The sequence below is a fragment of the Bradyrhizobium sp. genome (genome assembly GCF_030646015.1).
Lineage (GTDB): Bacteria > Pseudomonadota > Alphaproteobacteria > Rhizobiales > Xanthobacteraceae > Bradyrhizobium.
In genome coordinates this window covers 15,270-34,935 of sequence record NZ_JAUSLT010000109.1, presented here as the reverse complement: position 1 = coordinate 34,935, position 19,666 = coordinate 15,270, and the positions used below count along the sequence as shown (strand labels likewise).

18 protein-coding genes are annotated in these 19,666 nt (G+C 64.3%); 12 read left to right on the top strand and 6 right to left on the bottom strand.

Features of this window, described 5'->3' with window-relative positions:
* Positions 1-497: 497 nt before the first annotated feature.
* Complete coding sequence (locus Q7T45_RS17780) at positions 498-1,319, bottom strand: putative hydro-lyase (RefSeq protein WP_304872314.1); 822 nt, start codon at positions 1,317-1,319, stop codon at positions 498-500.
* Between the two features lie 87 nt (positions 1,320-1,406).
* Between Q7T45_RS17780 and Q7T45_RS17775 the strand changes: the two genes are divergently transcribed.
* Genes Q7T45_RS17775 through Q7T45_RS17765 form a run of 3 tightly spaced genes read left to right on the top strand, consistent with a single transcriptional unit; the run spans position 1,407 to position 4,013 of the window.
* Positions 1,407-2,657 (top strand): Zn-dependent hydrolase, encoded by a 1,251-nt coding sequence (locus Q7T45_RS17775; protein ID WP_304872313.1) that lies wholly within the window; start codon positions 1,407-1,409, stop codon positions 2,655-2,657.
* A gap of 15 nt (positions 2,658-2,672) precedes the next feature.
* Positions 2,673-3,584, top strand: a complete 912-nt coding sequence (locus Q7T45_RS17770) for an NAD(P)-dependent oxidoreductase (protein ID WP_304872311.1) — start codon at positions 2,673-2,675, stop codon at positions 3,582-3,584.
* A gap of 42 nt (positions 3,585-3,626) precedes the next feature.
* Positions 3,627-4,013, top strand: a complete 387-nt coding sequence (locus Q7T45_RS17765) for a hypothetical protein (RefSeq protein ID WP_304872310.1) — start codon at positions 3,627-3,629, stop codon at positions 4,011-4,013.
* Between the two features lie 247 nt (positions 4,014-4,260).
* Here the strand turns inward: Q7T45_RS17765 and Q7T45_RS17760 are convergent, their stop codons facing one another.
* Entirely contained in the window at positions 4,261-5,340 is a 1,080-nt protein-coding gene (locus Q7T45_RS17760) for a tartrate dehydrogenase (RefSeq protein ID WP_304872308.1), read from the bottom strand.
* Positions 5,341-5,524: 184 nt separating this feature from the next.
* Here Q7T45_RS17760 and Q7T45_RS17755 point away from each other — a divergent pair, with 184 nt between their 5' ends.
* The gene (locus Q7T45_RS17755; RefSeq protein ID WP_304872307.1) at positions 5,525-6,301 is read left to right on the top strand and encodes an SDR family oxidoreductase; all 777 of its coding nucleotides are present in this window, start codon (positions 5,525-5,527) and stop codon (positions 6,299-6,301) included.
* A 194-nt stretch (positions 6,302-6,495) separates the two neighbouring features.
* Here the strand turns inward: Q7T45_RS17755 and Q7T45_RS17750 are convergent, their stop codons facing one another.
* Positions 6,496-7,347, bottom strand: a complete 852-nt coding sequence (locus tag Q7T45_RS17750; protein ID WP_304872306.1) for an alpha/beta hydrolase — start codon at positions 7,345-7,347, stop codon at positions 6,496-6,498.
* Positions 7,348-7,444: 97 nt separating this feature from the next.
* On the opposite strand from Q7T45_RS17750, the gene Q7T45_RS17745 reads away from it, so the two are divergent.
* Positions 7,445-8,872: an amidase gene (locus Q7T45_RS17745; protein ID WP_304872305.1), complete on the top strand. Its 1,428-nt coding sequence runs from the start codon at positions 7,445-7,447 to the stop codon at positions 8,870-8,872.
* Between the two features lie 169 nt (positions 8,873-9,041).
* Here Q7T45_RS17745 and Q7T45_RS17740 read toward each other — a convergent pair whose 3' ends face one another.
* Complete coding sequence (locus tag Q7T45_RS17740; RefSeq protein WP_304872304.1) at positions 9,042-9,677, bottom strand: TetR/AcrR family transcriptional regulator; 636 nt, start codon at positions 9,675-9,677, stop codon at positions 9,042-9,044.
* Between the two features lie 156 nt (positions 9,678-9,833).
* On the opposite strand from Q7T45_RS17740, the gene Q7T45_RS17735 reads away from it, so the two are divergent.
* The 4 genes from Q7T45_RS17735 to Q7T45_RS17720 all read left to right on the top strand — a co-directional run bounded on the left by Q7T45_RS17735 (position 9,834) and on the right by Q7T45_RS17720 (position 13,505).
* Positions 9,834-10,043: a ferredoxin gene (locus Q7T45_RS17735; RefSeq protein ID WP_304872303.1), complete on the top strand. Its 210-nt coding sequence runs from the start codon at positions 9,834-9,836 to the stop codon at positions 10,041-10,043.
* Positions 10,044-10,134: 91 nt separating this feature from the next.
* Positions 10,135-11,376, top strand: a complete 1,242-nt coding sequence (locus Q7T45_RS17730; protein ID WP_304872302.1) for a cytochrome P450 — start codon at positions 10,135-10,137, stop codon at positions 11,374-11,376.
* 68 nt (positions 11,377-11,444) lie between these two features.
* Positions 11,445-12,110 carry a sulfite oxidase-like oxidoreductase gene (locus tag Q7T45_RS17725; protein ID WP_304872301.1) on the top strand — a complete coding sequence of 222 codons (666 nt, stop codon included), beginning with the start codon at positions 11,445-11,447 and terminating at the stop codon, positions 12,108-12,110.
* Positions 12,111-12,281: 171 nt separating this feature from the next.
* Positions 12,282-13,505, top strand: coding sequence for a bifunctional alpha/beta hydrolase/OsmC family protein (locus Q7T45_RS17720; RefSeq protein WP_304872300.1), 1,224 nt, complete (start codon positions 12,282-12,284; stop codon positions 13,503-13,505).
* Positions 13,506-13,660: 155 nt separating this feature from the next.
* Here Q7T45_RS17720 and Q7T45_RS17715 read toward each other — a convergent pair whose 3' ends face one another.
* Entirely contained in the window at positions 13,661-14,719 is a 1,059-nt protein-coding gene (locus Q7T45_RS17715; RefSeq protein ID WP_304872299.1) for a YeeE/YedE family protein, read from the bottom strand.
* A 219-nt stretch (positions 14,720-14,938) separates the two neighbouring features.
* Positions 14,939-15,967 carry a zinc-binding alcohol dehydrogenase family protein gene (locus Q7T45_RS17710; protein ID WP_304872297.1) on the bottom strand — a complete coding sequence of 343 codons (1,029 nt, stop codon included), beginning with the start codon at positions 15,965-15,967 and terminating at the stop codon, positions 14,939-14,941.
* 192 nt (positions 15,968-16,159) lie between these two features.
* Between Q7T45_RS17710 and paaI the strand changes: the two genes are divergently transcribed.
* The 3 genes from paaI (at position 16,160) to iaaH (ending at position 19,557) form a co-directional block, all read left to right on the top strand.
* Positions 16,160-16,621, top strand: a complete 462-nt coding sequence (gene paaI / locus Q7T45_RS17705) for a hydroxyphenylacetyl-CoA thioesterase PaaI (protein ID WP_304872315.1) — start codon at positions 16,160-16,162, stop codon at positions 16,619-16,621.
* A gap of 47 nt (positions 16,622-16,668) precedes the next feature.
* Positions 16,669-18,000 carry a phenylacetate--CoA ligase PaaK gene (gene paaK, locus Q7T45_RS17700; RefSeq protein WP_304872295.1) on the top strand — a complete coding sequence of 444 codons (1,332 nt, stop codon included), beginning with the start codon at positions 16,669-16,671 and terminating at the stop codon, positions 17,998-18,000.
* A gap of 123 nt (positions 18,001-18,123) precedes the next feature.
* A complete protein-coding gene (gene iaaH / locus Q7T45_RS17695) occupies positions 18,124-19,557 on the top strand; it encodes an indoleacetamide hydrolase (protein ID WP_304872294.1) in 1,434 nt (477 codons plus the stop codon).
* The last annotated feature ends 109 nt before the right edge of the window (positions 19,558-19,666 follow it).

The window sequence follows — 19,666 nt, the reverse complement described above, 5'->3', positions numbered from 1 at the left end:
TGCGAAAAAGGCGCACACGAGCATACAGGGCAGCGGAGAACATCCGACATTCCCTGCGCAATGGCTTTACGGCTTATCTCGCGCTCACCCCGGAGTATCGGGCTCTTCTCGCCTCCGTCGCCTGCGGATAGCTGGCTCGTCTGCGCCCGGTCGGGCCGACGTGCCTTCCGCAGACTTGACGCCGACCACTGAGGCGTCAGGTCCACACGGTTTTGCCGTACGCTCCGGCACCGCTCGTCTGCACGTTCCAGAACCGCTCACGGAGTTTATCCCGCCCTGCAATCCCATCCCGCGCACGATCCCGTTGCGTCCACCGCAACTCCTGTCCCAACGTTCGGTGACGATGGCCAACGCCCCTTCCTAAGGGGACAGGATGGCGGGACTCTTACGGGTGATTTGGGTTTCGGGAAAAGCGAAATCTTACCCGACGGGTTAATTTGTCGCATCGCGTCGGGTTGGGTTGGCACCAAGGCCGATACCGAACGCGCAATGCGCCCCTACAACACCGCCAGCTGCTTGTTCCGCAAATCCGTCACCAGCATCAAGCCGGGCGCGTGCGTAATCGCGAACGGCAGTTTGGCGGCCGCGATCACCGCCTGCGGGGTGACGCCGCAGGCCCAGAACACCGGGATCTCGTCGTCCCCGACCGGCACCGGGTCGCCGTAATCGGGGTTCGCGATATCCTTGATCCCGATCGAATGCGGATGGCCGAGATGAACCGGCGCGCCATGAACGGCGGGGAAGCGCGAGGTGATCTGCACCGCGCGGATGGCGTCGGCCGGCTTGAATGGCCGCATCGACACCACCATCGGGCCGGCGAACGGCCCGGACGGCGCACACGCGATATTGGTGCGGTACATCGGCACCCGCACGTTGCAGTCGATGTGGCGAATCGGCAGATCGTCCGCCAGCAGCGCTTCCTCGAATGAAAACGAGCAGCCGATCACGAACGCGACCAGATCGTCGCGCCAGTGCGCCATGATATCGGTGGGCTCCTCGACCACTTCGCCGTCGCGCCAGACCCGGTAGCGCGGCACGTCGGTGCGGATGTCGAGATCGATCCCGAGCGAGGGAATGCGGGGGTCGCCGACCTCGGACATGCCGATGATCGGACACGGTTTTGGATTCAGCTGGCAGAAGCGGTGAAAGGCACCGGCGAGCTTTTCCGGCAGGATCGCGAGATTTCCTTGAACGAAACCGTTGGCGATGCCCGCCGTGGTGGTTGCCATCCCGGCGCGACACGCCAGCCGCGCCTGCCGGCTCGGCAGCATCGGCTCGCCTTGGCTGCCTTGCTCGTTATTCACCAGACCGACGTTCATCCAAGCGCTCCATGCCTCGACAGGTGGTGCCAGATAATCCTACCATGCACTCCGACGATACGCACACCTGCTTTTACGGAACACTGAATGACCAAAATCACATCCAACCTGCAAATCGACTCCGCTCGCCTCTGGGACACCATCCACGAGACCGCGAAATTCGGCGCCACCCCGAAGGGCGGGGTGCGGCGGCTGACGCTCGGCCCCGAGGACAAGCAGGTGCGCGACTGGTTCCGCAAAGCGTGCGAGGACGCCGGCCTGGAAGTTCATGTCGATGCGCTGGGCTCGATGTTCGGCCTGCGCAAGGGGCGCGACATGTCGAAGCCGCCGGTCGGCCTCGGCTCGCATCTCGATACCCAGCCGACCGGGGGCAAGTTCGACGGCGTGCTCGGCACGCTGGCGGCGCTCGAGGTGGTGCGCACCCTCAATGACGCCGGGATCGAAACCGAAACCCCGATCTGCATCGTCAACTGGACCAACGAAGAGGGCTCGCGCTTCGCGCCGGCGATGATGGCCTCGGCCGCCTATGTCGGCGACTTCACCACCGACGACATCCTGTCGCGCAAGGATATCGATGGCGTCACCGTGGCGGAAGCGCTGGACAGCATCGGCTATCGCGGCGAAGCCGCCGTGGGCACGCTGAAATTCAGCAGCTTCGTCGAGCTTCATATCGAGCAGGGCCCGATTCTCGAGGCCGAGAACAAGACCATCGGCGTGGTCGATTCCGGCCAGGGCGTGCTGTGGTACGACGGCAAGATCACCGGCTTCGAAAGCCATGCCGGCTCGACGCCGATGCCGCTGCGCCGCGACGCGCTGGCGACGCTGTCGGAGATCGTGCTGGCGATGGAGCGAATTGCCAGCAAGCACGGCCCCAAGGCGGTCGGCACCATCGGCGAGGCCGTGATCGCCAACCCCTCGCGCAATGTGATTCCCGGCGAAATCGCATTCACGGTCGATTGCCGCAGCGCCGACGCCGGCATCATGGATACGCTTGATAAGGATTTGCGCGCCGCCGTCGCCGAAATCGCGGCGCGGCGCAAGGTCGCGGTCGCGCTCGATCTGGTCTGGCGCAAGCCGCCGACCCATTTCGATCCAAAACTTGTCGACGCCGTGGAGAATGCCGCCAGGGCGCTCGGCTATTCCAACCGGCGCATTACCTCGGGCGCGGGCCATGATGCCTGCAACCTGAACACCCGCATGCCGGCGGCGATGGTGTTCGTGCCCTGCAAGGACGGCGTCAGCCATAACGAACTCGAGGACGCCACGCAGGCCGATTGCACCGCCGGCGCCAACGTGTTGATGCACACCGTGCTGGCGCTTGCCGGCGTGGCAACCTGACAAACGGAGAATCCAGTGCGCGGAGTTTTTGTCGACGCCAACGAATCGCTGGCGGTTATTTTCGAGCGGCTGACGAAACCAGGCGATCCCGAGGTCCGCATCCATCGCGACCCCGACATCACGCCGGAACAATATCCCGAAGTGCTCGGCGGCGCCGAAATCGCCATCGTCGATCACACCGCGCTGCCGACCGCGATCGCGAAAAAATGCACGGGCCTGAAGCACGTGGTGTTCCTCGGCACCGGCGCGCGCAGCTACATGAACCCAGAAGAACTCGCCGAACTCGGCATCGAGGTGCATCTGATCAAGGGCTATGGCGACACGGCAGTGGCGGAAGCCGCCATCGCGCTGATGTGGGCGTCGGCGCGCGGCATCGCCGAGATGGACCGCGAGATGCGCGCCGGCAACTGGCTGCGCGAGGACGGCATGCAACTGACCAAAAAGACGCTCGGCCTGATCGGCTTCGGCGGCATCGCCGCGGAAGTCGCCCGCATCGCCGGTGGCAGCGGCATGCGCGTGATCGCCTGGAACCGGTCGCCGAAGACGCATCCCGGCGTCGCGTTCGTCACGCTGGAAAGATTGCTGGCGGAGAGCGACGTCGTCTCGCTGCATCTGCTGCTGAACGACGAAACCCGCGGATTCCTGTCGCGCGAACGCATCGCGGCGATGAAGCCGGGCGTGATCCTCGTCAACACCGCGCGCGCCGCTGTCGTGGACGAAGACGCCATGATATCGGCGTTGAAATCGGGCCACATCCGGCATGCCGGGCTCGACGTCTTCAACACCGAACCTCTGCCGGGTGATCATCCCCTGACCAAACTGCGTAACGTCACGCTGTCGGCGCATTCGGCATTCCGCACGCCCGAGGCGAGCGAGAACCTGATCGAGGCGTCGTTGCAGCATTGCCGAAGGATTGCGAAGGGGTAGGATGGCCCTCCTGAACCTGTCCCACAACTATCCTGCGGAACGATGAACAAACAGCCTAACTTCTATAACTGCATCGTGGGGGAAAAGCTAAGCGCCATCACGTTCGTTATGGATTATTGGCAGCTTCAGTTTGATGGTCCGACCATCAATGCGTTAACGCGGGTGCAAGTCAGCGCTGACGGAAGCGTGTTGAGAGACGGAGATGACCAGTTTCGAAATCTTATCTGCGGTCAGATTGGAAAGATCGTTGCGGAAGTCGCAATCGCAAATTCGGAATCTTTTGCAATCACATTTGAGGATCGATCCTCGATATCTATTTCTTTGAAGGCAGAAGATTTCGTCGGTCCTGAGGCCATTGTGTTTTACAGCTCCGGTCAGACAGCCGTCACCCGCTACGATGATATCGTTGAATTTGATCAGAAGACCTAGTTGTCATGTGTCTTGACGCTGCGCGCCGCACCCCCGAGGCGGGCGAGAACCTGATCGAAGCGTCGTTGCAGCACTGCCGGCGGGTCGTGCAGGGCTGACACAACTCTTCCCTTCTCCCCTTGTGGGAGAAGGTGGCGCGGACGCAGTCCGCGTCGGATGAGGGGTCTGTCTACGCGGATGGAGACCCCTCATCCGGCAGCCTTCGGCTGCCACCTTCTCCCACAAGGGGAGAAGGAAGGAAGAACTCCTACTCCACCATGTCAGCCACGGCCTTGCCGCACGCCGTGGTGTCGGCATTGCCGCCGAGATCGCGCGTGCGCAGCGTGCGTTCGCCGAGCGTGCGTTCGATCGCGGCGACGATCGAAGCCGCCGCGGCCTTCTCGCCGAGATGTTCCAGCATCATCGCGCCGGACCAGATCATGCCGATCGGATTGGCGATGCCCTGCCCCGCGATGTCGGGCGCCGAGCCGTGCACCGGCTCGAACACCGAGGGAAACAGGCCGGGCGGATTGATGTTGCCCGACGGCGCGATGCCGATGGTGCCGGTGCAGGCCGGGCCGAGATCTGAGAGGATGTCGCCGAACAGATTGGAGCCGACCACGACGTCGAACCAGTCGGGATGCAGCACGAAATTCGCGGTGAGAATGTCGATGTGGTACTTGTCCCATTTCACGTTCGGATAGTTCTTCGCCATCGCCTCCACGCGCTCGTCCCAATACGGCATGGTGATGGAAATGCCGTTGGACTTGGTCGCCGAGGTCAAATGCTTCTTCGGCCGCGACTGCGCCAGCTCGAACGCGAATTTCAGAATGCGGTCGACGCCGATCCGGGTCATCACGGTCTGTTGCGTCACGAATTCGCGGTCGGTGTCCGGGAACATGCGGCCGCCGACGGAGGAATATTCGCCCTCGGTGTTCTCACGCACCACCCAGAAATCGATATCGCCGGGCTTGCGGTTGGCGAGCGGCGACGGCACGCCGGGCATCAGCCGCACCGGGCGCAGGTTGACGTACTGGTCGAACTCCCTGCGGAATTTGATCAATGAACCCCACAACGAAATGTGATCGGGAATTTTCGCCGGCCAGCCGACCGCGCCGAAATAAATCGCGTCATGCTTGCCGATTTTGGCCTTCCAGTCCTCCGGCATCATCTCGCCGTGCTTTTCGTAATAGTCCCAGGAGGCGAAATCGAAGTGGTCGAAATGCACGGAAACGCCGTGTTTTTTCGCCGCCACCTCCAGCACGCGCAGCCCTTCCGGCACCACTTCCTTGCCGATACCGTCGCCGGGAATGACCGCGATCCGGTATTGCTTTTTTTCGTTGCTCATCGGGAGATTCCTTAATGCGTGGGAGCGCCGGTAACGCCGTTGGATTGGACCGGATTGCAATGGACCAAACTCGCCCGCGGTGCAACGCTGCAGTGCAATGTTGACCGCCTCGGGAGTGGCGGCCTAACTTTCCGGCCTCACCGATACTCCGTCCGACGCCCTCCCCCATCAAGCGAGACATCCCATGGATCTGCATTTGCGCGGCAAGCGCGTCCTGATTACGGGCGCATCGAAGGGCATCGGCGCGGCCGCCGCCGAAGCCTTCGCCGAGGAAGGCTGCCATCTCATGCTTGCGGCCCGCAGCGGCGATGCGCTGAAGGCGCTGGCCGAACGGCTGCGGGGGGCGCACCAGATCGACGCCACGGCGCATGTCGTGGACCTGCGCAATCCGCAGGACCTCGCAAAACTGGCGAAGGACGCCGCCGACATCGACATCCTCGTCAACAATGCCGGAGACATTCCCGGCGGCTCGATCGACAAGATCGATGAGGCGACCTGGCGCCATGCCTGGGAACTGAAAGTGTTCGGCTACATCAACCTCACCCGCGCGATCTACGCGCAGATGAAGGCGCGCGGCCATGGCGTCATCGTCAACGACATTGGTGCGGCCGGTGAAAAATTCGACGCCAATTACATCTGCGGCAGCGCCGGCAACGCGGCGCTGATGGCGTTCACCCGTGGACTCGGCGGCAAGAGCATGGCCGACAACATCCGCGTGGTCGGCATCAATCCCGGCCCTGTCGGCACCGACCGCCATGTCACGCTGATGAAGACCCGCGCGAAAAACCAGCTCGGCGACGAGAACCGCTACAGGGAACTGCAGAAGGGCATGCCGCTCGGCCGCCCCGCGCATGCCCGCGAGATCGGCGACCTGATGGCGTTTCTGGCCTCGGACCGCTCGGGGTATACGTCGGGGGTGATTTTTACCGTCGATGGCGGGCATACGTCGGGGTGGGGATAGCTACGTAGCCACATACTCGACCTCATCCTGAGGAGCCGCGCGCACTTCGCGCGGCGTCTCGAAGGATGGCAGCAGGCAGTGTGCCCGATGGTTCGAGACGCGCGCCCGACAGCGCAAGGCGCTGCCGGACGTGCACCATGAGGGAGCCGGGTGCACCCCCGAGCAGCGACGACAAACCTCATGCCCAGTGATGGTCATTCCGCCGTCCGCTCGAACAACTGCCGGATCAGCGTCGTGATCCGCCCCATCGGCGACAGCATCTCGTTCATGATGGTGAAATGATTGGCGCCGGGGATCTCCTCATAGGTCACCGGCAATCCATATCGCGCGCGGTGCCCGGCGAAATCCGCGGTCTGCTTGCGCAGCAGCGGCAGTTCGGCGTCGCCCACCACCAGTGACAACGGCTTTAGCGCGCCGCCTTCCTGCATCATCGGCGAGTTGCGGCGTGAAGTCGCTTCGTCGAGCCCGAGTTTCGTGTTGAGGTAGCTGTGGCGGATCGGCTCGAGATCGTAGATGCCCGATATCGCCATCCCCGACCGCACATGTGGATTCGACAGCGCCATCGAGGTGAGATGGCCGCCGGCGGACCAGCCGGCCACCACGATCCCCTTGCCGTCGCCGCCGAGCGCGGGCAATTGTGCGGCGAGATAATCGATCCCGGCATGGATTTCGCCGACGATCTGATCGAGCGTCGCGTCCGGCGCCAGCGTGTAGCCGGTCAGCGCCACATTGATGCCATGCGCCATCGGGCCGTCGGAAAACAGCGCAAAGGTCTCCTTGGCGCGCGTCTGCCAGTAGCCGCCGTGGATGAACAGAAGCGTCGGCGCCTTCTCCCCGGCCTTGAAGAAATCGATCCGGTTGCGCTCGCGCGGGCCATATCGCAGATCGAGATGATCGGAATATTGCGCCCGCTTCTCTTGGGAACGCCGGTCCCAGCCGGCGACGAGGTCGGCACTTGCGGCCACGTGAACGCCATTATTGAGGCCGAGGTCGCGCTCCTGCTGGCTCATGCTGCGCCAGTCGGGCGTATCGGATGGCGTCGTCATGCTGTTATCTCCAAAGCCGGTCTGTATTTCCACTTTGCCGGAAAATGTTTTACAGCACTAGGCAATCCGTGACCTCAACGCGGAATGACCAGGAGATATGCGAGTGGCTGATCAGGGACTGGTAAAGGCAACGGCGTGCGCCATTGTCGACAAACTCAACAAGGGCGAAGTCACGCCGCTCGACCTGCTCGACGTGCTGGAAAAGCGCATCGCCGAGGTCGACGGCAAGGTCAATGCACTGCCGACGCTGTGTTTCGATCGCGCCCGGACCCATGCCAAAGAGCTGATGAAAAAGCCGGTCGGCAGCCGTGGCCTGCTGGCGGGCATGCCGATACCGATCAAGGACCTCACCAGCGTCAAGGGCGTGCTGACCACGCAGGGCTCGCCGATTTACCGGAACAACATCCCCGCGCGCTCCGATATCCTGGTCGAGCACCTCGAGGACAATGGCGGGGTGATCTACGCCAAGTCCAACACGCCGGAATTCGGCGCCGGCGCCAACACGTTTAACGAGGTGTTCGGCGCCACCCTCAATCCCTGGGATACTTCGCGCTCGGCGGCCGGCTCCTCCGGCGGCGCCGCCGTGGCGCTCGCCACCGGAATGGCGTGGCTCGCCCACGGCTCCGACATGGGCGGCTCGCTGCGCAACCCCGCGAGCTTCTGCGGCATCGTCGGCATGCGCCCGAGCATCGGCCGGGTCGCACATACGATGGCCGCGGCAGTCGACCGCAATCTCGGGGTGCAGGGTCCGATGGCCCGCAATGTCGAGGACCTCGCGCTGCTGCTCGACGCCATGAGCGGAGAGCATCCAGGCGATCCGCTGTCGCTGCCCCTGCTGCCGAATTCGTTCCTGTCCGCCGCGCGCTCCGGCAACAAGCCGAAGCGCATTGCCTATTCGCCCGATCTCGGCATCACCCCCGTCGATCCCGAGGTTGCCGCCATCACGGCCAAGGCGGCGCAACGTTTTGCCGAAGCCGGCGCCATCGTCGAGGAAGCGCATCCGGACCTGCGCGAAGCCCATGAATGCTTCCACGTGCTGCGCGCCTTCGACTTCGCGCTGAGCAAGGCGGCGCTACTGCGCGAAAAGCGCGACCAGCTCAAGCCCGAGGTGATCTGGAACATCGAGGAAGGCCTCAAGCTGACGGTCGAGCAGCTCGAGCGCGCCGAAGCGCAGCGCGTGGCGATGACCATGCGCACGCTGGAATTTTTTGAAACCTACGACCTCCTGCTGACGCCCGCGACCATCGTCGCACCGTTTCCGGTCGAGAACCGCTACGTCGCGGAATGCGCGGGCGTAAAATTCGACAATTATGTCGAATGGCTCGGCATAGTCTATGCGATCACGCTGGTGTGCTGCCCGGCGCTGTCGCTGCCGTGCGGCTTCACGGAATCGGGCCTTCCGGTCGGCCTGCAGATGGTCGCAGCCCCGCGCGGCGAGGCGAAGTTGCTCGCCGGCGCACGAGTGCTGGAGGATATTCTGGGCATCAGCGGCAGCACGCCGATCCATCCGCGGGCGCCGAAGTAGCTCGTCCTCCCCCGCTCCCTCATGGTGAGGAGCACGTCCGGACAGCGCGCTCGCGCTGTCTGGCGTGCGTCTCGAACCATCTGGCACACGGCCTGCTGCCATCCTTCGAGACGCCGCGCGAAGGCGCGCGGCTCCTCAGGATGAGGGCGGAATTCGTTCAGACTCACGATCAGGAAGGGCCACCGGCCGCCTTGATCGCAACCGACAGCGCCAGCTTGCTTTGCTCGACGATTTCCTCGACCAGTTCCTCCCGGCTGATCTGGGCCACCTGTCCGGTCAGCAGCCCCTGCTCGGCCAGCATGACCACGCCATGCAGCGCGGCCCATATTTTCAGGGCCTGCCGCTCGCGCAGGAATCCGACGGCCGGAGCTTCCAGCGATTCCAGCAGCAGATCGAAGGTTTCCATCGCGGCGTTGTGAAGCTCGCTGCCCTTGGGCGAACAGGCCATCGTGCGCGACGCGAACATCAGGCGGTAGATGCCGTTGCGGCGGAGACCGAAATCAAGTGCGGCTTGCGCCAGGCGCGACAGCTTCGATTGCTTCGATGGCTTGCCGACCGCTTCGCGCAGCACGGCGTTGAACTGCCGGAAGGCCTCCGCGGTAACCGCCTCCAGCAGCGCCTCGCGGTCGGCAAAATGCCGGTAGGGCGCCGGCTGCGAGACACCGAGCTGCTTCGCCAACGCCTTGAGGCTGATGGCTTCCGGGCCGCCCTGTTCCACTTCGGCAAGGGCAGCCTGCACCAGGGCGTCCCTGAGATCCCCATGATGGTAGGTGTTGACAGGCTTGCGGGCTAATCGAGGCGGCATCGGCAATCCCGGACTTTTCACTTGACACCACAAGGGTGGCGCGAATGTAATAGGCTATAATTTCATGGCGCGGCCAACAAGGTCCGCGCCATTAGAATAACACCAGGAAACGCCATCCACGCAGCCAGGCTGCTTGTGACCCAGAGGAAGCGACTCATGTCCGGAAAACTCAAGGTACATGTCGACCAGGACAAGTGTCAGGGCCACGCCCGCTGCAAGGCGCTGGCGCCCGAGCTGTTCGAACTCGACGAATTCGGCAATGCGCACGAGGTCGGCGACGGCTCGGTACCCGCCGGGCTCGAGGACAAGGCCTGGCTCGCCAAGTCGAACTGCCCGGAAATCGCGATCGAAGTCACCGAAGAGTAACCGCTTCCCGTCCGTGCCGCCGATTTGAAGCTGCTCACCGATCTTTAGCGCCATCGCAGATCAAGCGAACGAACCAGAGGAAATTACCCTGATGTCCGATCCCGCCCGCGCCATTCCCGATGCCGCCCCCGCGAAGGCCGATCACCCGCCGGTCACCGATTGGGTGCACGATTTCGACCATACCGATCCGCAATGGACCGAGGATCCGTATCCGATCTGGGACACGTTGCGCGAGGCGTCGCCGGTGATTCATACCGACCGCTTTCTCGGCTGCTACATGCCGACCACCTATCAGGCGGTAAAGGAAATCGCCTACGACACCACGCATTTCTCCTCGCGCCGGGTCATCGTGCGCGACGTCCGGCCCGAGATCGTCAACACCGCGCCGCCGATCACCTCCGATCCGCCCGAGCACAAGCCGGCCAAGCAGCTGCTGCTGCCGCCGTTCACGCCCGACGCCATGAAGAAACTGGAGCCCCGGGTTCGCGCCATCTGCAACGAGCTGATCGACGAATTCATCGCCGACGGCAAATGCGACGCCGCGGCACGCTACAACAAGCACATTCCGGTGCGGGCCATCGCCCACATGCTCGGCATTCCGGAAAAGGACAGCGACCTTTTCATCAAGTGGATCCACGAGATTCTCGAGCTCGGCATCAAGGACGACGCCACCATGATGCGCGCGGTCCATGAGATGACCGGCTATTTCCACGGCCATATCGAGGCGCGCAAGCAAAACCCCACCGACGATTTGATCACGACGATGATGAACGCCCGCGACAAAAGCGGCCAGCCGTTGTCCGACGGACACGTGCTGGGCTCCTTGCGGCTGCTCCTGATCGCTGGCATCGACACCACCTGGAGCGCGATCGGCGCCTCGCTGTGGCATCTGGCGAAGACGCCTGCCGATCGCGACCGCCTGATCGCGGAGCCGGAGCTGATGCCGACGGCGATCGAGGAATTGCTGCGCGCCTATGCGCCGGTGACGATGGCGCGCGAGGTGATGAAGGACACCGTGATCAGTGGCTGCCCGGTCAAGCACGACAACATGGTGCTGTTGTCGTTTCCCGCCGCCAACCGCGATCCCGCCGTGTTCCCCGACGCCGACAAGGTCGTGATCGACCGCAAGGAGAATCGCCACGTCGCTTTCGGCCTCGGCATTCACCGCTGCGTCGGCTCCAACCTCGCCCGCATGGAAATGACGGTCGCGATCGAGGAATGGCTGAAGCGGATTCCGGACTTCAGGCTGGACCCGGCCGGCCAGGTCAAATGGTCGGAAGGAACCGTCCGCGGGCCGCGGCAGTTGCCGGTGCTGTTCGGCAAACCGGCCTGAGGCGTTCGCCTCCGCAGCTTCCCATGCTAGACCTTCGGCTCTGACCAAATCAGAACCGAAGGTCCAGCATGGCCGAACCCGACGATCCGCCACCGGACTCCAAGCTGACGCGCAGCAAGCAGCGCTGGGCGCTGGAGGGCCGCTTCCTCACCGGCAAGACCTCCCGTCCCGAAGAGCAGCGCCTGCCGCCGGGACAGCATCTGACCCGGGACTGGCCCACTCTCGACCTCGGCCTGACGCCGAATATTTCGCGGGAGCGCTGGCGCCTCGACGTCTATGGCGCGGTGGAAAATCCGATCTTCTGGGATTTCAAACAGTTCACAGGCCAGCCGCAGACAACATTCATCTCCGACATCCATTGCGTCACGACCTGGTCGCGCTACGACAATCAGTGGGAGGGGCTTTCGACCCGCGACCTGCTCGACGCCTGCCGGCCGCGCGAGGAAGCCCGCTTCGTGGTGCTGCATTCCCATGACGGCTACACCACCAACCTCGCATTGGACGATTTCGCCGCCGAGGACGCCCTGCTCGCGCACAGCTGGTCCGGCGCGCCGCTGGAGCAGGAGCACGGCGGCCCGGTGCGGCTTGTGGTGCCGCATCTCTATTTCTGGAAGAGCGCGAAGTGGCTGCAGAGCATCGAATTTTTGGCCGAGGACGCGCCGGGGTACTGGGAAGTGCGAGGGTATCACAACAGAGGCGATCCGTGGAAGGAAGAGCGTTATTCGGGGGATTAGCTCTCAGCGGCCTGCGTTCAGCGTCACCTCTCCCTTTGGGAGAGGTCGGATTTCGAGCGTTGCGAGAAATCCGGGTGAGGGGTTACGGTCCATCGAGAAGCTTATATCCCCTCACCCGGCGCTTTGCGCCGACCTCTCCCCAACGGGGAGAGGTGAAGATGGAGCCTGACCTTGCCCACTGAACGATTCCAATTCACCAGCTCGGATGGCCATCAACTCGCCGCCGCGCTCGATCTGCCCGAGAGAACACCGCACGCCTATGCGCTGTTCGCGCACTGCTTCACCTGCGGCAAGGACGTGCTGGCCGCCAAACGCATCGCGACCGCGCTGGCGGCCAGGGGCATCGCGGTGCTGCGGTTCGATTTTACGGGCCTCGGCTCCAGCGAAGGCGATTTCGCCAATTCGACCTTCTCCTCCAACGTTGCCGACCTGGTGCGGGCGGCCGACCATCTGCGCGAAACCCGCAAAGGTCCGGCGATCCTGATCGGCCACAGCCTCGGGGGCGCCGCGATTCTCGCCGCCGCCGGGCAGATCCCGGATGCCAAGGCCGTCGTGACCATCGCCGCACCGTCCGATCCCGCACATGTCACGCACCTCTTTGGGGATCGCGTCGAGGACATCCGCCAGCACGGCAAGGTCGAAGTCCAGCTCGCCGGCCGGCCGTTTCACATCACCAGCGAATTCCTCGACGACATCGCCGAGCACAGCCTGATGGCGCAGGTGACAAAACTGCACAAGGCGCTGCTGATCATGCATTCGCCGACCGACGACACCGTCGGCATCGACAACGCCACGAAAATCTTCGTTGCCGCCAAACATCCCAAGAGTTTTGTATCGCTCGCGGGCAGCGATCACCTGCTCTCCGGCAAGCGCGATGCCGCCTATGTGGCCGATGTCATTGCCGCCTGGGCGGCGCGCTATGTCGATCTCGCGTTGCCCGCGCAAGCCCCCGCGTCAGACCACGCGCCGCGCAAGGTCGTCGTGAGCGAAACCCGCAACGGCAAGTTCCAGCAGACGGTTTCAGTCGGACCGCATCGCCTGGTGGCCGACGAGCCCCTTGCCGCGGGCGGCGACGACAGCGGACCCGGGCCCTATGACTATTTGCTCGCCGGCCTCGGCGCCTGCACCTCGATGACCATGCGGATGTATGCCGACCGCAAGTCGCTGCCGCTGGACCGCGTGACGGTGACGCTCGACCACCGCAAGATTCACGCGGAGGATTGCGCCGAGTGCGAAACCAGGACGGGCATGCTCGACCAGATCGAGCGGGTGATAGCAATAGAAGGCGCGCTCGATGCCGAACAGCGCACGAAACTGATGGAAATCGCCGACAAGTGCCCGGTGCACCGCACGCTCAAATCGGAGATCCGCATCGTGACGTCAGCGGCGGATTGACGAAATTTTTCACCTCTCCCCGCTTGCGGGGAGAGGTCGGATCGCATCGCCAGATGCGATCCGGGTGAGGGGGTACAGGACTATCATAGACACCAGCTTCGCTGAGAGTCCCCCTCACCCCGACCCTCTCCCCGCTCGCGGGGCGAGGGAGAAGATCAGGCCGGCACCAGCGGCTGAACCCGCAGCACGCCGCGCAAGCCGGCGGCGGTGCCCAGCAAGATTCCGCCGACCGCGACGAACGACGCCAGCGCCAGTGTCGACAGGCCCGTGAGGCCCTGCCCGATCGAGCAGCCATAGGCCATGGCGCCGCCAGCGCCCATCAGCGCGGCGCCGCCGATCGAGCGCAGCATGTGCCGCGGCGAGGAAAAGCCTTCCCACTGGAAGCGGCGCGTGACCAGCGCCGTCAGCAGGCTTCCGGCGAACACGCCGGCCACCATGGCGATGCCGAAATTCAGCGTCAGCCCGGTCGACAGCATGACGTATTGCACGCTGTCGGCGATCGGCGCGATGAAGGTCAGCGACGTCACCGCGGCCGGGCTGAATTCGTCGGCGCCGAGATAGCCGGTGGCGAACCAGCCTGATGTGACCAGCAGGCCGACCGCGAGCCCCGCCGCGATCTGGCCCCAGGCGCGCTGGAACGGCGCATGCGCGAAGGCAAAGATGATCAGCGCGCCCGAGATCGCGGACGCCGCGAGCATGCGGGCAAAGGTTTCGCTGAGGCCGAAGGTCGAGAGCAGCGCCGGCAGGGAGATGACGGCCGGCGCGCTCTGCGTCGCCTGCAGCGCCGCGAGGCGGCCCGGCGCAATCAAGCCTTTCAGCGTCATCTGGGCGGCAATGCCGAGCACGATCACCACGACGAACGAACGCAGATTGCCGCGCCCGAGCAGCACCAGCGCGCGCGAACCGCAGCCGTTCGACAGCACCATGCCGTAACCGAACAGCAGACCGCCGAAAAACATCAGCGGCGCGGAAAACGACGGCTGCAGGTAGATCGTCTTGCCGAGGTCGACGACGCCGCCGGCCGCGAGCAGCTGTGCGGCTGCGATCGCAACCCCCAGCGCCAGCGCGTAGGTCCGGATCAGTCGGCTGTCGCCATCGGCCCACCAGCCGCGCAGGCCGGAGAGCAGACAGAAGCCGCTCAACAGAGCGACCGCGCCATAGGCGAGACCGATCAACAGTCCGCTCGCGACGACGATGTTGGCAACACTTTGCACTGGCTTTCCCCGGGCTTGGCGGCGCGATGGCCGGCACAGCTGAAATAGGAGGCAAATTTCGCTGTGCTATAACGCCTCTCGCATAGGCCCGTCCACGGCGCGCCGTAACAAGCAATGAAGCCACCGCGCGATGCGCTGAAAAGAGAATAGAATCATCGCCCCCAATCGGAATGAGAGAGGATTTGTTCCGCGGCGATTTCAGGAAGATTCGGCGCGCGCCTAACCCTGCGGCCGCAGGATCACGCGATCGCGCGAGGACCCGGCCACCGCGAGGAAGGCGGCTTTCGCCTGTTCCAGGGAAAAGACCGCACCCGGCTGGATCGGAAACGGTTTCAGGTGCCCGTTGGCAAAACCCGGACCGAGCTCCCGCAGCACCGCGCCGGTGGCGATCGACGACAACCCCAGCGTATCGATGCCGACATAGGTGTGCTGGCCGCGATAGAATTCCAGGATGTTGAATGGCACGATGCGGTCGATGGCGGCGATCAGGATCTGGCGTCCCCGCAACGCCAGCGACTGGTGCGCCGCCTGAAAGTAGGGATCGCCGACGGTGTTGAAGACGATATCGGCGCCCTTGCCATCGGTAAGTTCACGAACACGCGCAGCGACGTCCGTCATCGAGGCGTCGATGATTTCAACCTTGCCGTTGGCGTGGCCCGCATAGGGTTCGCTCTTGCGCACCACGCCGATCACGCGGGCGCCGTGCCAGCTCGCGATCTGCACGGCGGCCTGGCCGACCTTGCCGTTGACGCCCATCACCAGCACCGTCTCATGGCTTTTCGGCATGCCGGCGCGCCTGAAACCTTCCATCGCGGTGACGAAGGGCACGCCGATCCCAGCCGCCTCCTCCCACTGTAAATTTCGGGGCTTCTCCACCACGGCTTCGGTTTCCACCACCAGATGCGTGGCGTGGCTGCCATCGCGGCGGATCCCGAGGTCGCCCGAGGAGCCGAACACCTCGCGCCCGATCCAGTCGGCGGGGCCGTCGATCACAAATCCCGCATAGTCGCGGCCGGGCGTGCGCGGGAACACCGCGTAGGGCATCAGGCCGGTGGCGGCTTTCACGTCGGAGGGATTGACCGCCGCCGCCTTGACCTCGACCAGCAGCTCGTTCGCGCCCCGCGCCAGCGGCCGGCGTTCGACGCTGGGTGCGAGCGAAGCCGGATTGTCGGCCTTCGCCGGCAGGCGCACGCAGCGCGCCTCCACCGTAACAGGCGGGCCGTCCGGTTTGGGGGGGGCAGGTATCATGGCGCTTCCGATTGAGTGGCGTTTTCCGGCGATTTGACGCCCGCAGGGATCGTTGACACCATGGTGGCTTCGCATCATGACTAACGGGTTGATCGGTTAGTTCAAGAGGCTTGTTCCAACAGGCCCGCACCGACCCGGGGAGAACGCTTTGCATCCGATCCCGACCGCGGGGAGACCAACTTGAACGTCGAGGTGAACGTCAAGGCCACGCTCTCGCCTGACGACCTCGCGCGCGCCTGCGCGGACGCGATGTGGCGGGAAGACGACGCCAGCAAGGGCCTCGGCATGGAGATTTTGGCGGTCGGGCCGGGCCACGCGACCCTGACGATGACGGTGCAGCCGCATATGGTCAACGGCCAGCGCATCGCGCATGGCGGCTTTATCTTTTTGCTGGCGGATTCGACCTTCGCGTTCGCCTGCAATTCCCGCAACGAGCGCACGGTAGCTGCGCAGTGCGACATCACCTTCATCAAGCCCGGCAAGCTCGGCGACCGGCTGGTGGCGACGGCGCGGGAGATTTCGCGCAGCGGGCGCTCCGGCATCTATGACATAAGCGTCACCGCCAACGATGTCGTGATTGCCGAGTTTCGCGGCCATTCCCGTACCGTCGGCGGCGCCTGGCTGCCGGTCGAGGCCGAGACCAAATCGACATAGGCGGCTGATTTACGAAACCTCCCGGAAAACGCGCCAGGAAACCTACAATGGCTTTGACGAACGCTCGATCCAGCAGCAGTAGTTATAGCGCCGAAATGGACGAGGCCGAACGGGCGTCGCGCGACGAGATCATCGCGCTTCAGACAAAACGCATGGCATGGACGCTGGCGCATGCCTATGACAACGTCGCGCATTACAGACAAGCCTTCGACAGGGCCGGCGTGAAGCCTGCAGACTTCCGGCAATTGTCCGACCTCGCGAAATTCCCGTTCACGGTCAAGACCGACCTGCGCGACAATTATCCGTTCAACATGTTCGCTGTGCCCCGCGAAAAACTGGTCCGGGTGCACGCCTCCTCCGGTACCACGGGCAAGCCGATCGTGGTCGGGTATACAAGGGCCGATATCGACATGTGGTCGGACGTGATGGCGCGCTCGATCCGCGCCGCGGGCGGCCGCACCGGCATGATCATCCACAATGCCTATGGCTATGGCCTGTTCACCGGCGGCCTCGGCGTGCACTACGGCGCGGAAAAGCTGGGCTGCACGGTGGTGCCGATCTCCGGCGGCATGACCGAACGGCAGGTGCAGCTGATCAACGATTTCAGGCCCGACATCATCACGGTGACGCCGAGCTACATGCTGGCGATCCTGGATGAGTTCAGGCGCCAGGGCCTCGACCCGCGCCAGTCGTCGTTGAAAATCGGCATCTTCGGCGCCGAGCCCTGGACCAATGCAATGCGCGCCGAGATCGAGGGTTCGTTCGACATGGACGCCACCGATATCTATGGATTGTCCGAAGTCATGGGCCCCGGCGTCGCGCAGGAATGCATCGAGAGCAAGGACGGGCTGCACATCTGGGAGGATCACTTTTATCCTGAAATAATCGACCCCGAGACCGGCGCCGTGCTGGCCGACGGCGAAAAGGGCGAGTTGGTCTTCACCTCGCTGACCAAGGAAGCGTTTCCGGTAATCCGCTATCGCACCCGCGACCTGACGCGGCTGCTGCCGGGCACGGCGCGGCCGGGCATGCGGCGCATGGAAAAGGTGACCGGGCGCTCCGACGACATGATCATCCTGCGCGGTGTCAACCTGTTTCCGACCCAGATCGAGGAAATCCTGCTCGCCACCGACTGGTGCGGCGGTCACTTCGTCATCGAATTGACGCGCGAGGGGCGGATGGATGAATTGACGATACTGGCGGAAGTCCGCCCCGGAAGCTGGAACGACGACGGGCTCGACGAGCACGCCGAACTGGTCAGGGTTCACATCAAGAACACGATCGGGATCACGGCCCACGTCAGGGCGGTTGCGCCCGATTCGCTGGAGCGCTCGCTCGGCAAGGCCCGACGCATCCACGACAAGCGACCGAAGGAATAGGCTCAACACCGAGATAGGGAGGAGTCCATGACCAGCAATCCCTCACGCCGTGATGTCCTGACATCGACGCTTGCCATCGCCGCCGGTGCGGCCCTCCCCTCCCTCGGACATGTGAGTCCAGCCATGGCCAACCCCAGCCTGATGTCCGCCGCCGAGATCGTCGCCGCGATCAGGGACAAGAAGCTGACCGCCGCCGATGTCGCCAGGGCCGCATTCGCCCGCGCCGAGCAGGTCAGGGATCTCAACGCGCTGATCATCGTCAACAAGGATCCGGCGCTGGCGGCTGCCGCCGAAATCGATGACGGCGGCCGCGGCCCGCTGCCGCTCGCCGGCCTGCCCATCGTCGTCAAGGACAATATCAATACCGCTGATATGCCGACATCGGCCGGAACCCCGGCGCTGCAGAAGGCGCAGCCCGGCCGCAACGCGCCGTCGCTGCAGAAGCTCCTGAAGGCCGGCGTCGTCATGGTCGGCAAGGCCAACATGCACGAACTGGCCTTCGGCATCACCAGCACCAATTTGTCGTCGTTCGCGGGCCCGGTGAAAAACCCCTACGACAAGACGCGGATACCCGGGGGATCCTCCGGCGGAACCGCGGCGGCGATTGCCGCCGGCATCGTCAGCTGCGGCCTCGGCTCCGACACCGGCGGATCGACCCGCGTACCGGCGGCGCTGTGCGGCATCGTCGGATTGCGGCCGTCGGTCGGCAATGGCGGCGCCGAGCGCCGCTACGACGACACCGACATGGTGGTCCCGATCAGCCACACCCGCGATACGGTGGGACCGATGGGCCGCACCGTGGCCGACGTGGCGCTGCTGGATTCGGTGATCACGGGAACGGCAATGGCCACGGCGGAACCGCTGCGCGGCAAGCGGTTAGGCATCCCGGCGGTGTTCTGGAACGGACTCGACCGCGACGTCGACGCCGTGACGAAGGCCGCGCGCGCGAAACTCGCGGAGGCCGGCGTCGTTCTCGTCGATGTCGATATGCCCGGGCTGTTCGAGCAGAACGCAAAAGTCTCGTTCCCGATCGCGCTGCATGAACCGATCGCCGATATCCCGGCCTATCTCAAGGCCTCCGGCATCGAGGGCATCACGCTGGCCGACATCGCCGCCAAAATCGCCAGCCCCGACGTCAAGGGCGCGTTCGGCGCCATCACCGCCGACGCCTTCGGCGCCGCCTATCAGGATGCGATTACGGTGCAGCGGCCGGCGCTGCAGAAGATGTATGAGAGCTATTTCCGCGACAACAATCTGGACGGCATCCTGTTTCCCACCACCATCGCGCCGGCGCCCGCCATCGACGCGGCGAAGGGATCGAGCGAGATGTCGATCAACGGCGACAAGCCGGTGCCTGTCTTCGACACCATGATCCGCAATACCGATCCCGGCAGCAACGCCGGCCTTCCCGGCCTGTCGCTGTTTGCCGGCATGACGCCGGGCGGCCTGCCGGTCGGAATCGAGATCGATGGCCCCGTCGGCAGCGACGCCAAGCTGCTGGGATTGGGGATGTCGATCGAAGCCATTCTGGGCACCGCGCCACGGCCGAAGGTGTGAGCGTCCGGCGCGCTGCCCATCCTTCGAGACGCTGCGCCAAGGGGCGCAGCTCCTCAGGATGAGGACGGTAGTTTTCGGGGGCAGCATTCCTAACTTCCTCATGGTGAGG